Genomic DNA, 14,235 nt, shown 5'->3' with positions numbered 1-14,235 from the left:
GCTAACGGTTCTCGCCGCCGGGATTGAAATCCTCGGGCGGAATGTCGGCTTTCGGAGCGTCGGGATCGGCACCCAGTTTCTGGATCGTCTCTTTCAGTTGAGCCAGGGCCTCGGGATCTTGGGGCACCAGGTTCCGATTCAAGGTCAGCTGTATCCGGCGGATCGTATTTTTCTGACCGAGCTTTTGATTGAGCGAAACGCGCAGCTGTTCTTTCAAGAACGACACCTGCTGCATCCACGTCGAATTTTTCACCCAGATGTAGAGCGTGCCTTTTTGCAGACCGACGGGCTCGGTCACTTCCGCCATCGTCGGGCCGACGAATTCGGGCCAGCGTTTCCACATTTTCCAACGCTGAAAGGGCGCCGAGAGCGGAGAGTTGCCATTCTCAAAAAGCCCTTGTAGGACGGCGTCACTGCCTTTCAGGGGAAACTTCGGATCCATGCCCTGACCATGGTCAAAAGCCGGTCCGGAATCAACAGGAGAGTCATGCAAAACGCGAAATCGGACGTCCAAATCCACGTGGTGGGAGCTGGCCTGGCGGGCAGCGAAGCCGCCCTCCAATTGGCTGATTTGGGGCACTCCGTCATCCTCCATGAAATGCGGCCCGTGACCATGACTCCGGCCCATAAAACCGGCGATTTCGCCGAGCTCGTTTGCTCGAATAGTTTCGGCAGCCTGTCGCCCGAATCCGCGCCCGGTCAGCTGAAATGGGAAGCCGAACAACTGAACTCGTTCGTGCTGGCCGCCGCCCGCGCCAACGCCGTTCCCGCGGGCCAAGCGCTGGGCATCGACCGCGCGCTGTTCGCGAAGGATCTGACCGAACGCATCCGCAATCATCCCCGCATCGAAGTGCGCGCGGAAGAGATCAAATCCCTCGACGACGTCCCCCGCCCCGCGATCATCGCGACGGGTCCTTTGACCTCGCCGGAACTCAGCGAATCGCTGCGGACACATTTCGGCGGCGACTTCCTGTACTTCTTCGACGCCATCGCGCCCATCGTCGACGCCGACAGCCTGGATATGAATATCGTCTGGGCCGCGGACCGCTACGACAAAGGCACTCCGGATTATTTGAACTGCCCGATGTCCAAAGAAGAGTACGAGGCCTTCACCGCCGAGATCATGGCCGCGCGCAAAATCGAGCCGAAGGATTTCGAAAAGACCGCCTTCTTCGAAGGCTGCATGCCCATTGAGGTGATGTTCGATCGCGGTCCCGAAACCCCGCGCTTCGGTCCCATGAAACCCGTGGGTCTGCGCGACCCTCGCACGGATCGCGAACCTTGGGCGGTCGTGCAGCTGCGCGCGGAAAATCGCGATCGCACCTCTTACAACCTGGTGGGTTTCCAAACGCGCATGGCCTACGGCGAGCAGACGCGCGTCTTCCGCATGATCCCCGGTTTGCAAAACGCCGAATTTCTCAAGCTCGGTAGCATTCACCGCAATCTGTTCGTGAATTCGCCTTCGCTTTTGAATCCGGATCTATCCAGCCGGAAAGACGATGGCCTTTTCTTCGCGGGCCAAATTACCGGCGTCGAGGGCTACTTCGAATCGACCTGCATGGGACTTCTGGCCGCACGTTTTGTGGACGCGAAGCTGCGGGGCCAACGCATCCAAGCGCCGCCGCGAGCGTCGGCGATGGGCTCCATTCTGGCGGCGATCCTGGATACCGACCGCGCGGACAATTTCCAACCGACGAACATCAACTTCGGTCTGTTCCCGCCCATGTCGGAAGACAACGGCAAGAAAATCAAAAAGAAGGCCGACAAAAAAGCACGTCAATTGGCGCGCGCGCGTGACGCCTTCAAAGCCTGGCAAGACGCGGGTCTTGAGGCCAATGGCGTGGAACTACTTCGCGTTGATTCACTTCAAATTGAACAGACGGGCGGACTCGATCAAACCGCTCAAGACGGAGTGGAACTGCGACCGGGTCTGTAGCTTCGCGGCCCCGAAACGCTTTTCAAATTCTTTGCGGATCTTCGGCACCTGCGAACTTCCGCCCGTCAGCGAAATCAAATCCACCCGATCGGCGGTGACCCCGCCCTTCTTCAGGCATTCTTCCATGGACGCGAAAATTTTGGCGATCGTGGCTTCAGACCATTCATCGAATTCTTCGCGCAGGAAGTCCGTGCGGATCTCGATGTCCGGATAGTCGAACTCAAAAGTCGCGATCTCGCGGTCGGAAAGGCGTCGCTTTGTGGCCTCGATCTTCTCGAAGAAAGCGAAGATCTGCTGGTCTTCGATCAACGCGAACAATCGATCGATCGCTTCGCGGTCCTTTTCGTTCGGTGCGCCCTTGCGGACCTCGCGGATGAACTCGTAGGTCGCCTTCTCTTTCAGATGCACGATGTGCGCGGGTTGGTTCAAGCGCTCGGTCACCGTGGGCGGCATGGTCAACCAGTTGTTGCTCATGGACATGCGGTACTGCACTTCGGCGCCCAGAAATTTGTTCAGGCGTTTACTCATGAAAAGCGAATCGAGCGCATCCCCCGCCAGTGGGCAACCGTCGATGCCCAAAACATCCGACGCCTGATAGTCAAAGGGGCCCATACGCATCAGCGTGAAGTCCGAAGTTCCCCCACCGAAGTCACCGATCAGGACGATTTTCTCTTCCGTCAATCCACGGCGATAATCCAGCGCGGCTGCGAGGGGCTCGGGCACGAACTCGTACTCTTTGAAGCCGGCGGCTTCCACCGCGCGGGACATCCGCTTCAGCGCGAAGGCGTCGACCTCGTCGTCCAGCGAGTAGCGCGCGGGTTTACCGATGACCGCGCGCTCGGCCGTTTCGCCCAGCTCGCTTTCGGCGCGGCGTTTGAGTTCCAGCAGGAACGTCGTCACCAGATTTTCCAGCGACATCACCCGCTCGCCCACCATGGTGCCGCTGTAGTTCCGATTCGGCAGATGGGACTTGAAGGACCGGAAAAGCCGCCCCTCCATTTCGTTTTCGACGTACTTCGGAATCGTATCCGCACCGAAGTAACACTCGCGCGAGTTCACGAAGTAAAGCAGCGTTCGCATCAGGCTCGGATCTTTCGCCGCCGGATCGAGCGGGAGCGCCTCGATGCGCTCGTCCCCACGGGCCGCGCCCACAAGCGAGTTGGAAGTTCCGAAGTCGATGGCGAGCGTGAGCGGCGCGGTCATTCGGTTATTGTCGCCGGGGGTATCCGATTGGACAAGGAGTTGTTCCCGAATTCAGTCCATGCCGCATCCGGTGGTGCGCGCCACAAAGGAGCTCGAGATTAGCGGGTTCGTCGGTGCCACCATCATGGACAGGTCGGCGATGATGGAGATCGAGAAATTTCGTATGCTGACACCGCACGCCGGGGCGAATCTCTTGGGTACAGCGGTTTTGGTCTCGGCGGATCACGAAATGTTTGACCGACGTCGGGAGTGGACGGCGCTTAACCGGTTTAGACATGGAGCGCATCACGGAACCTCCAACCGATGGAGAGGAACCAACGTCTCGCGGAAGTGGCCTTGAGTCTTCGCGGGTGGATTTCGTATCGGGGGAGCGCCCTTTATTGAGGCTGCGTTTCGCCTTTTCGAGCGGGTCATGTTTCTGAACGTATTCATCAAGCACAAGGCCGAGGGTCTCCTCAAGGGTGAAATCGCGCTTGGTGAGGTTCCGCGCTTTTTTGAGCTTCGCCATTGTGGCCGAGTCCAGCTTTAACGTATGCAGGGTTTCGATCCCCTTTTTCTCGCGAAGCCACTTCTCCGTTTCGGCGGAGGAGTGCTGGGAGGCGAACGCGATAATTTTCTTCGCATCTTCGACGTGCTGTATATCCAGTGCGGCCGTGATCTTCGCCGCTTTGGAAACAGTTAGATTTTGGGTTTCGAGGGCTTCCATCAAATCGGGAACAATCGCCGCCTTCCTCGAGACCGTGATGAATGCGGACGTGACCGCTTCGGACAGTTTTAACTCCAAAACGCAGTACTGGAAAAGACTCGCGTACCCAAGATCCCGGAATGATCGCCGCCGATCCATCTCGATAAGAAGTGCTACGAGATCTGCTTCGATCTGCAGATAGGTTTTCGCGATGGACTTGATTTTGAGGTGCAGCTCTTGATTCGTCATGAGCTCTATCTAGCACGGCTTTTTTGAGTGAACTTTTAACGAGATGACGGGACACAATCTCGATTCTTGCTATCGTCTCAAGAAGGCGTTTGGTGCGCTTCGTATCGGCGCGAATCCGAAAATCTCGATCTCATTGAATATCGCAGCGTACAGCCAATCCTCGCGCGCCGAAAAACCGGTCAACGAAATAATCAAGAATGAGAAAACAGGAACAGATTTTTCATATCGAAATTTACCGTCAGCCCGATCACTCGAAATAGTCTTGGTCTAACTTCTTAACTAGATACCGCTGCTCCGTCGCGACACCAAGGTCATAATCGAACATAAGCTCGGCGAGCTTCTCTCCATCGACCAGAATAATGCGCACGTCGATCCGGTTCACATATTCGTAGGCGTCGGCGGAAAAATGAGACGTCGTGATGAAAAGACCTTTCTTCGCCTTTCGTTCATTCAAACTGCCCACAAACTGCTGGATAGCAGGCCGCCCGATACCCGCCCCCTCTTGGTAACGCTTCGCTTGAATATAGATCATTTCAAGACCGAGACGATCTTGGCTGATTTCACCGTCGATACCGCCGTCGCCGGATCGGCCTCGATGAACGACCGACTGAAGATCAATGCCATATCCCATTTTTTGCAAAAGATCGACGACCAAGCGCTCGAAATCGGTTGGATCGATTTTCCGAACCGTATTTAGTAGTTCATCGCAAACGGATGCTCTCATTTTATCATAACTGGCTTCGAGCACTTCTCGAGGATCAGCATCTTCAATTTTTTGATCGATATCCGAGGAACTTGATTTTTCCTCCGAGCTTTTCTTGGAAAGACTTTTGAATCGAACGAACTCCGGATACTGATTCAGCGTCTTGATGTCGATGCGAGTAGGATTGGATGCCAGCATTTTCTGACCTTGCTCCGTGATCCGATAGCGACCTCTTGCCGGCCGTTCAACCAAACCCGCTTTCTGAAGATAGATTTGCGCCCAATAGACGCGATTATCAATCACGCGTTGAGTGCGACTGGGCAGGAGCTCGTTCAGCTCCGCATCCGTCAAACGAAATTCCTTTATCATTTCCTCGATGACATCTTTGGACACCGCAAGCTCTTTAGAGCCTATGTATTTTAGAACCGGCAGCATCAAAGTTTGAAAATCCGGAATTGCCAAACGAACTCCTCTTTGTCCCGAAGATCTGAGACCCAAGACAAATGATCGGACTTCCCCTCTGGCTCTATCAACTCAATCTTTATTAAATGGCCTCGACCTACGGCCCCCCGTCCTACTCCCCTGGCGCCACCGCCGCCGGAGCCGCCGGGATTTCGTAGCGCAGACCCGCGCCCGGACCCAGCGGTAGATTCAGACCCATCCACACGAACAGCATGATCGACCACGACAGCAGGAAGGCCAGCGAGTACGGGAGCATCAGCGCCAGGACCGTACCGATCTTCGCGTCTTTGTCATACTTATTGGCGAAGGCGAGGACCAAGGGGAAATAGGGCATCAACGGCGAAATGATATTCACCACGGAGTCGGCGACCCGGTAGGAGGCTTGCGAAAGTTCGGGGGAAATTCCCAACAACATGAACATCGGCACGAACACCGGCGCCATCATCGCCCACTTCGCAGAAGCACTACCGACAAAAAGATCGAGCAAACAGGTGAACAGAATGAAACCGATCATCAGCGGCACCGGGCCGATATTCAGCGCCTTCAGCGCGTCCGAACCGTGAACCGCGAAGATCAAGCCGACATTGGATGCCGCGAACAGCGCGATGAACTGCGCCGCGAAGAACACGAGGACCAAATAGGGAGCCATCGTGACCATGGCGTCCTGGAGCGCGCCGACGACCTGATTCGAGCCGCGCATCGTGCCCGCCGCCCAACCGTACGCAAGGCCCGTCAACGATCCGAAGATAAAGATGATCGCGACAATGCCCTTCATCGCCGGGGACGAGATCACGCTGCCCGAAGCGGGATCGCGCAAAAATCCGCTCTCGGGAACGAGGCCCAGAAGTAAAATCGCAAGCAGGATCAGACTGGTCACTCCCGCCGCCATCAAGCCTTTTCTCTCTGGGGACGTGAGGGCCTGTACGGGAGCCGGTGCCTCACCGCCGTATTTTCCCAGAAAAGGAATCGTGATGCGATTGGCGATCAGGGTTCCCACCCCGACGATCAAAACGCTCGACGCCGCGAAGAAGTAGTAGTTCGAAACCGGTGACACCGTATAGTTCGGATCCAGGATGCGCGCGCCCTCTTGGCTCAACCCCGCGAGTAGCGGATCGATGGCGCCCAAAAGAAAGTTCGCCGCAAAGCCCCCCGAGACGCCCGCAAAACCCACCGCCAAACCCGCGAGCGGATGCATCCCCGCCGCATGAAAGCTCAACGCCGCCAGCGGAATCAGAAGCACGTACCCCAGATCCGCCGCCGTATGCGAGACGATCCCCGCGATCAAAATGGCGGGGACCAAAAGTTTGCGCCCCGCCTTCATCACCATCCAGCGAAGGAGCGTCGCGAGCAGTCCCGACTTTTCCGCGATGGCGAAACCCAGCATCGCGACCAGGACCGAGCCCAGCGGCGCGAAGCCGGTGAAGTTCTTCACGAGATCGGTCAGCAGAAAATGAAGGCCGCCCAGCGAAAGCAGATTCGTCGCGACGATGGCCTCTTTGGTGACGGGATGCACGGCCTCGATCGCGAACCACTTCACGATGCCGCTCATGACGATGACCGCCCCCGAAAGGATCAGAAACAGGATGGCCGGATGGGGAAGGGCGTTTCCGGCGCGTTCCACCCGCGCCAGGATGTTTTGCAATCGCTTCATCGATCGTCTCCTTATTAAGCCGCAGTCGACCGCGTTTCCGTGACGGAATCAAGGGCGCACGCGGCTTCATTGACCCTTCACACGGGGAAGAGGACAATCCATCGCAATGATTCTGAAACGATGGCTTCAAGACTTCTCTTTGCAATCGGTGGTTGCCGGACTGTTGATCACCCTGGTCGGCGTGACGAGCTCTGCGGTCCTCGTCTATCAGGCCGCGATCAGCGCGGGCGCGACGACGGCCCAAGCGGGAAGTTGGTTGGGAAGCCTCGCGCTTGCGGTCGGCGTTTTATCGCTGGGCTTGAGTTTGTGGTACCGCGCCCCCGTCCTGATCGCCTGGTCCACCGCCGGCGCCGCGATGATCGTCACCGGAATGGAAGGGCTTTCACTGAATGAAGCGGTCGGCGCCTTCATGGTCTCGAGCCTTTTGATCTTGCTGACGGGAGTCACCGGCATCTTCGATCGCATCATGAACCGGATTCCCGTACCACTCGCCTCGGCGCTACTGGCCGGCGTTCTTTTGCACTTCGCACTCGAGACTTTCGCGGCGATGAAATCCCAACCCTACTTGATCGGCGCGATGTTCGTGACCTACGTCATCGGCAAACGTTTCTTCCCGCGCGTCAGCATGCTGGGCGTTCTCGTGGTGGCGGTCCTGCTCGGACTTTCACTCGATCTTCTGCAGCTCGACGAGTTCCGTCTCACCGCGACCGAATTTTCGTTCGTCGCTCCGGAGTTCACGTGGCGCGCGATTTTGAATCTGGGCGCGCCGCTTTTCATCGTGACCATGGCTTCGCAAAATCTGACCGGCGTGACCACGATGCGGACGTTCGGGTACCAGACTCCGGTTTCACCCATTCTGACTTGGTCGGGATTGGGAAACCTGATCATCGCGCCGTTCGGCGGATTCTCTTTGAATTTGGCGGCGATCACCGCGGCCATCGGGATGAGTCCCGAAGCCCATCCCGATCGCGAACGTCGGTACATGGCGGGTGTCGTTTCGGGCGTCCTCTATATTTTCTTGGGTTTGTTCGCGGGAGTGATCACCTCGCTCTTCGCGGCCTTCCCGCGCGACATGGTGCTGGCGATCACGGGGCTGGCGCTCTTAGGAACCGTCGCCGCCTCACTGCACGCGACGCTCGCGCGCGACGAATACCGTGAATCGGCTTTCGTCGCCTTCGCCGTCACCGCGTCGGGGCTCACGCTCTTCGGTGTCGGTTCGGCCTTCTGGGGCCTCGTCGCCGGGATCGCCGTGCAGTCGATCCTGAACTTTCGCCGCTAATGCGTTTCGAATGTTTCGTGTTTCGTGAATTCAGACTCCTTTTGACCCCGTGATGGAAGGCATAAGCCTTGCTCATTGGAGCACGTCACCACACAAGGGGAGTCAAAATGGCCTTTCGTACTTTCATGACACACGCGCTCTTGCTGGCTTACTCGGCAAGTTCGTTCGCCAACCCGGTTCTGTCCGCACCCGTCGATGGGCCGCAGCAGACTTTGATTCGGGAGGCGGGCCTCGCCGAATTGAAAACCACGCTCGCAAAAAACATCTACCGGACGGAAAGCTATCAAGCGGAGTACACCGAGCAGGTTCCTTATCAAACCACGGAAACCTATTTCGAGAACGTCCCGTACACCGAACACGTTCCTTACACCGACTACGAAGACTATTGGGAGCAAGAGTATCGCTGCCGTCGCGAGACCGATTATCGCCGCGAATGCCGCACCGAAACCGAGTGCACGAATCGTCCCGGCCGTGAACGCTGCGAAATCGTGAACGACTGCCGCGGCCACATCGAACTTGGCGCCATGGCCGACTCGGATGTCGAAGGCGGGATCGCCTTCTTGGTCCAAGGCGGAATCGTCAACGCCGACAACCGCGAAGAACTGCGCCCCGGTCGGCCCGGCCGTCCCGGTCGCGAAGACCGCCCGGGCCGCGAAGATCGCCCGAATCGTCCGGATCGCCCCGACCGCCCGGGTCGTCCCGATCGCCCTGACCGTCCCGATCGCCCGGGTCGTCCCGATCGCCCTGACCGTCCCGATCGCCCGGGTCGTCCCGATCGCCCTGACCGCCCCGACCGTCCTGATCGCCCGGGTCGTCCCGACCGCCCCGACTGCCGCCCGCGCCGCGTTTGTCATACCGAACCCGGTGGCCGCGATTGCCGTCAGGTCGAGAAGTGTCATCAAGTGCCCGTGTCGCGCGAAAAATGCGGCTACGAGAGCGTGCGCAAAACTCGCCCCGTCACGAAGTACCGCGAGGAAACCCGTTACCGTCGTGAGCAGCGCACCCGCACCGTCACGAAGTACCGCACCGAAACCCGTTGCTGCGTGACCAAAACCCGCGAGGTCTTCGATCATCAATGGACGCAACCGGTGACCGTGATCTTCCCGGCGCAAGCGACATTGAATGCCGGCGAACGCGAGAGCATTCAGTTGACGCTGACCGGATCGGAGCAAGCGCCGCAAGTGAACCTGCAGATTCTGGATTCCGTCTATGGATACCAAGTTCTCCGTCAAGACGTGACTCCCGGTCTGATCGTCATTGAGCTGGGACTGACGCCGAAGTACACGCCCGGCGACCTGGGTTCCGTCACGATCCAAGGTTTGCAACTGCAAGTTCCCGGAAACGCGCCCTCGTCGGTGCGCTTCCAGGACAACGGTCGCAAGAACCGCGTCGTCACGAACTACCGCGTGACGGTGCTCGACGACGCCGACCAGATCCTGACGCAAGTGCAAAGCTCCGCGGCGAACCTTGCGGCGGGTTGGGTGCAGATCCAACTCCCCGTGCTGCTCCCGGCAGAAAAGAAGCTGCAAGTGCTGCTCGATGTGAACCGCCAGGGAATCGTCATCGCGGGCGGCTCCACGGACTTCCAAGTGCAGACCGTCTACACGGGCGTCCTTGATCTGAATGTGCAAAAGGACAATTCGAAAATCAAAATCGTCGACATCGAAGGCAGCCAAGACGCCGCGACCCTGGTGTTCCAGGATCTGGCGCCCGCGCACCCCGACGTGCAGACGACTTACAAGATTTCGACTTCGCGGAAAAGCGGCGGCAAAACCGCCTACATGCAGGACCGGAGCTTCGATCGAAACGATCTCGCGCTGGGCGCGGACGGTAACTACCGTCTGACCTTCCGTGAGCTCGGCGTCAGCGACGCCAATCTGCTGGAGCACTTCGCCAGCGGTGACTCGGTCACCGTCTCGTTGGAAGTTTTCCGTCAAGCGCCGAAGGCGGGACGCATCCCGCTCTGGCAAGGTAAAACGATTTCGATCCGTTAAGAATCAAGAGGCGCCCGCGACGACACTCGCGGGCGTTTCTTCCCCGAAAAGGCTGAGCTGCGGTACCCGCTCCGAAGGTGTCGCCAACCGCACGCCCAATCCCAAAAGCCGCACGGGTTTATCCGAACGTTTCCACGCCTCGATGAAAAGATTCTCGAAGTCCGCAAGGCTCGGCATGTCCGTGATCTTACGTTCGCAGGTCGTGCGCTGAAAGTCGTTGAATTTGATTTTGACGAGCGCCCCGTGGATCAGCGGCTTGAAGTCGCGCTTTTCGAAACGGGTTTTCCAATCATGGTAGATGCGATGAATGACCGGGCGGGCCTCTTCGAAGTTCGCGACGTCGCGGTCGAGCGTATCTTCGACCGTGAAGGACTTCCGATCCCAGCTCACGTCGACTTCGCGGTGGTCCTCGCCGCGACACAAATTGTAAAGATCGAAAGCCCACGAGCCGAAATGGCGTTTCAAATCGTAAAGCGAAAGCTTCTGTAAATCGCCGCAGGTGTGCAGCCCCAGCTTGTGGTACTTCACGATCGATTTCGGTCCCACGCCGGGGATTTTCTCGATCTTCAAAGAGGGCATGAACTCGGCGACCTTTTCCGGAGGCAAAACGAAAAGCCCGTCGGGTTTGCGCCAGTCGCTGGCGACCTTCGCCAAAAACTTATTCGCCGCGACCCCCGCCGAGACGGTCAGCCCCAGCTCCTCTTTCACGAGACGCCGGATCTCGCGCGCGATGCGGGTCGCCTCGCCGGGCTCTTGGGCGATGTCGGTCACATCGAGATAACCCTCATCCAAAGAGAGCGGCTGGATCTTGTCGGTGAAGCGACGAAAGATCTCGAAGACCTTCGCGCTTTCCTGTTTGTAGAGCGACATCCGGGGAGAGATCAGAATCAAGCCCGGACATAAACGCACGGCCTGGGACGACGGCATCGCCGAGCGCACGCCGTATTTGCGGGCTTCATAACTTGCGGTCGTCAGCACCGAACGCGAATTCGCGGGACCGCCGATGCCCAAAGGCTTCCCGCGCAAAGCGGGATTCTCGCGGATCTCGACGGCCGCGTAGAAACAGTCCATGTCCAGGTGCAGGATCTTCCTCACTCGGCTCATGTGTAGATTATATGTAAATCGAAAGGCCGGAGTCAAGCCCGGCCCGGACCTCTATTTTTTGAACGCACCCTGGGCATCCATTTTACGGAACGCCGATTTGACGATCAAGGCGAGCTGATCCCCATGCAGAGACCTCAAGAAATCGTAGTTCTTGTCACGCCCCTCGCGGTCGATGGTGTTGCGATTGGGCATGAACAGATTGGTGCCGAGTCCGTTTTCAAAGGGTGTTTGCAGGCTGGTGCAACCCGAGTCCCGGCCGCACAGGACGATCTCGTAGCCGAGCTTCACGCCCGTATTCATCACGATGTCCCCGTTCATCGTATTGGCCGACGACGGCTCCCAATCCGCTTTGATCTTCATGAACATCACGCCTTCGACATCACTTACGATCGCGTTTCGGAAACGCGTGATATCCGTCATGGCGTAGTTCGTCTCGTCGCTATCGCCGTTGTACGCGACCGCACGAAATTGCGTTCCGAAGATTTCTTTGTCGACGACCTCATTCACCTGTTTCATGCCGAGCTTTTCGAAATCCGAGTTCGCGTAAATGAAAGGCTCGAAACCCCGCGCTTTCAGTTCGTCGCGAATCGCATTGCTTGCGGAAACCGCGAAAGGACGCACCCATGAGCCGCTGCCGTTATTGAAAATCGAGACGTAGTAGGCCTCTTCATTCGGTTTCAAAGTGTTGGTCGCGTCGTAGATGTAAACCACGGGAAGGATTCCGATCTGCTTCCCACCGGTGGCCGTCACCCGACCGCCCGAACTGATGACTTTCATTTTCGCGTCGATCTGCGGACGCAAATCACCGGCCTGCGCGCGGTAGTGATCTTCGTTGACCGCATCCGGCAACATCAGCAGCGTGGCGCAGCCCGCAAGGCCCGCGACCGCGAGCAGACTCAATTGAAAACGTAAAAAAAGACCTGAACTCATCATGCTTCCCCTTCCATGGTGTGGATCGCATGACAGTGTATGAGAAACGAAGCCGCACGACAGCCCCTGATCAAGGGGGCTGGTTGTGCAATTCCCGTCAAGATTCTGGACGGATGACGGGGTGGCTACTCCACTGGCCAGTGGGGTGGCTACTCCACCGTCACCGACTTCGCGAGGTTGCGGGGCTGATCCACGTCGTGTCCCAACGCCTGCGCCATGTGGAACGCCATCAACTGCAGCGGCACCGCCGCCAGAATCGCGTTCGTCGCCCAGTGCGCTTTCGGCAAAGCCAGGTAACGGTGGCTGACCGACTTCAAACGCTCATCGTCGCCGGTTCCGATCGAGATGATGTGACCGCCGCGGGCCTTCGCTTCTTCGAGGTTCGAGATGGTTTTTTCGTACAGATCGTCCTGCGGGACGATCATGACCATCGCCATCTTTTCGTCGATCAGTGCGAGCGGCCCGTGCTTCATTTCGCCGGCTGCGTAGCCTTCCGCGTGCAGGTACGCGAGCTCTTTCATCTTCAGCGCGCCCTCGAGCGCGAGCGGGTAACTCACCCCGCGTCCCATGTACAGGAAACCCTTGTGCGTGCGGAAGTCCTCGATCGCGTCCATAAAATACTTGTCGAAAGCGAGCACGACTTCGATCTGACTGGGTAACGCGAGCAAAGCCGCGACGTGTGATTTCTCCTCGGCTTCGTTCACGCGGCCCCGCGCCCGACCCATGGATAATGCCACGAGGTTGAACAGCGCGAGCGTCGCGGTGAAGGCCTTGGTCGAGGCGACGCCGACTTCGGTTCCCGTATTCATGTACAGATGGCCGTGCGCCTCGCGGTCGATCGTAGAATTGCGCACGTTGCAGATCGAAAGCACGCGGCAACCCTGCTGTTTCGCCAAACGGACGGCGGCCAGAGTGTCGGCGGTCTCTCCGCTTTGCGAAACCGTGATCACGAGGGTCTTCGGCGTCAGCACGGGATGGCGATAGCGAAACTCGCTGGCGACGTCCACTTCGCAAGAAAGACCCGCCAGACGTTCGATCAAATATTTTCCGTAGAGCCCCGCGTAGTAGCTGGTCCCGCACGCGACGATCGCGACGCGCTCAACGTCACGGAAGACGGCGTCCGTCTCGATGACATCTTGCACTTGATCCAACTGTTCGAGGGCTTGCGGAGTCACGCCCTTAAGTCCCACGCGCGACAAAGCGACGCGGTCCTCACCGGCGATCACGTGGGGTGCGAGCGCCGCCGCCACCGCGCGCGACTGCTCGTAGATCTCTTTCAGCATGTAGTGCGAGTAGCCCATCTTTTCGGACTGCTCGGTATTCCAGTCAATGGTCGTGATGGGCTTTTGGATCGGCTTTCCTTGCAGATCGAAAATCTCGTAACCGCCGGCGCGGACTTCCGCGACTTCGCGATCGTCCAGGTAGATGAACTGACGCGTTTGATTGAGCGCGGCCTGCACGTCGGAAACGACGAAGGCTTGTTTCTCGGCCACGCCGAGGATCAGCGGCGGACCGTCCTTGAACGCGAGCAAACGATCCGGCTGCTTCTCCCAAACGACCAACACCGAAAACGCTCCCCGCAGCTGCGGCAAGACGTTCAAGACCGCTTGGCGCAGATCTTGGGTCTTCACGACCTCTTCGGCCACCAAGTGCGCAACCAATTCCGAGTCCGTATCGCTGGTGATGACCGCGCCCCGCTTGCGCAGGTCCTCGCGGATCTCGAGGTAGTTTTCGATGATGCCGTTGTGAACAAGGCTCACGCCGTTCACTTGGTGTGGATGGGCGTTCCGTTCGCTGGGGACGCCGTGGGTCGCCCAGCGCGTGTGCCCGATCCCCAAATGGCCATTGAAGCTCTCTTCATTCAAACGGGCCTCGAGGTTTTTCAACTTTCCTTCCGCGCGCACGCGTTTGAAATGGCCATCGTTCAAGATGGCGACACCCGCGCTGTCGTAACCGCGATATTCAAGTTTCTTCAGTCCCTGTAGAATGACGTCTTTGGGATTTTGCGCCCCCAAATAACCGACGATACCGCACATGGG

10 protein-coding genes and 1 pseudogene are annotated in these 14,235 nt (G+C 58.2%); 2 read left to right on the top strand and 9 right to left on the bottom strand.

What is annotated here, in order from left to right; genetic code table 11:
* Position 1: 1 nt before the first annotated feature.
* Positions 2–442: a DUF721 domain-containing protein gene (locus KF767_01925; protein MBX3016619.1), complete on the bottom strand. Its 441-nt coding sequence runs from the start codon at positions 440–442 to the stop codon at positions 2–4.
* A gap of 45 nt (positions 443–487) precedes the next feature.
* Between KF767_01925 and trmFO the strand changes: the two genes are divergently transcribed.
* Positions 488–1,936 carry a methylenetetrahydrofolate--tRNA-(uracil(54)-C(5))-methyltransferase (FADH(2)-oxidizing) TrmFO gene (gene trmFO, locus KF767_01920; protein ID MBX3016618.1) on the top strand — a complete coding sequence of 483 codons (1,449 nt, stop codon included), beginning with the start codon at positions 488–490 and terminating at the stop codon, positions 1,934–1,936.
* On the opposite strand, the gene KF767_01915 is transcribed toward trmFO, so the two are convergent.
* From KF767_01915 to KF767_01900, 4 genes are all read right to left on the bottom strand, one after another.
* A complete protein-coding gene (locus KF767_01915) occupies positions 1,862–3,139 on the bottom strand; it encodes an Hsp70 family protein (GenBank protein MBX3016617.1) in 1,278 nt (425 codons plus the stop codon). The genes trmFO and KF767_01915 overlap by 75 nt on opposite strands.
* A gap of 4 nt (positions 3,140–3,143) precedes the next feature.
* Positions 3,144–4,073: an HNH endonuclease gene (locus KF767_01910; GenBank protein ID MBX3016616.1), complete on the bottom strand. Its 930-nt coding sequence runs from the start codon at positions 4,071–4,073 to the stop codon at positions 3,144–3,146.
* Between the two features lie 247 nt (positions 4,074–4,320).
* On the bottom strand, positions 4,321–5,238 hold the full coding sequence (locus KF767_01905) for a restriction endonuclease (GenBank protein MBX3016615.1): 918 nt from the start codon (positions 5,236–5,238) through the stop codon (positions 4,321–4,323).
* A 112-nt stretch (positions 5,239–5,350) separates the two neighbouring features.
* Positions 5,351–6,889 (bottom strand): AbgT family transporter, encoded by a 1,539-nt coding sequence (locus KF767_01900; GenBank protein ID MBX3016614.1) that lies wholly within the window; start codon positions 6,887–6,889, stop codon positions 5,351–5,353.
* Positions 6,890–6,995: 106 nt separating this feature from the next.
* On the opposite strand from KF767_01900, the gene KF767_01895 reads away from it, so the two are divergent.
* Positions 6,996–8,168, top strand: a complete 1,173-nt coding sequence (locus KF767_01895) for a benzoate/H(+) symporter BenE family transporter (protein ID MBX3016613.1) — start codon at positions 6,996–6,998, stop codon at positions 8,166–8,168.
* Between the two features lie 421 nt (positions 8,169–8,589).
* On the opposite strand, the pseudogene KF767_01890 reads toward KF767_01895, so the two are convergent.
* The 4 genes and pseudogenes from KF767_01890 to glmS all read right to left on the bottom strand — a co-directional run bounded on the left by KF767_01890 (position 8,590) and on the right by glmS (position 14,232).
* A pseudogene (locus KF767_01890) lies at positions 8,590–8,994 on the bottom strand (hypothetical protein).
* Positions 8,995–10,165: 1,171 nt separating this feature from the next.
* Positions 10,166–11,257: a DNA polymerase IV gene (dinB, locus tag KF767_01885; protein MBX3016612.1), complete on the bottom strand. Its 1,092-nt coding sequence runs from the start codon at positions 11,255–11,257 to the stop codon at positions 10,166–10,168.
* Positions 11,258–11,317: 60 nt separating this feature from the next.
* Complete coding sequence (locus KF767_01880; GenBank protein MBX3016611.1) at positions 11,318–12,199, bottom strand: hypothetical protein; 882 nt, start codon at positions 12,197–12,199, stop codon at positions 11,318–11,320.
* Between the two features lie 146 nt (positions 12,200–12,345).
* Complete coding sequence (glmS, locus tag KF767_01875; GenBank protein MBX3016610.1) at positions 12,346–14,232, bottom strand: glutamine--fructose-6-phosphate transaminase (isomerizing); 1,887 nt, start codon at positions 14,230–14,232, stop codon at positions 12,346–12,348.
* Positions 14,233–14,235 lie beyond the last annotated feature (3 nt).

Source organism: Pseudobdellovibrionaceae bacterium (genome assembly GCA_019637875.1).
GTDB lineage: Bacteria > Bdellovibrionota > Bdellovibrionia > Bdellovibrionales > Bdellovibrionaceae > JAHBUW01.
The sequence above is the reverse complement of the archived record's forward strand: the minus strand, read 5'-3'. Positions and strand labels throughout refer to the sequence as shown.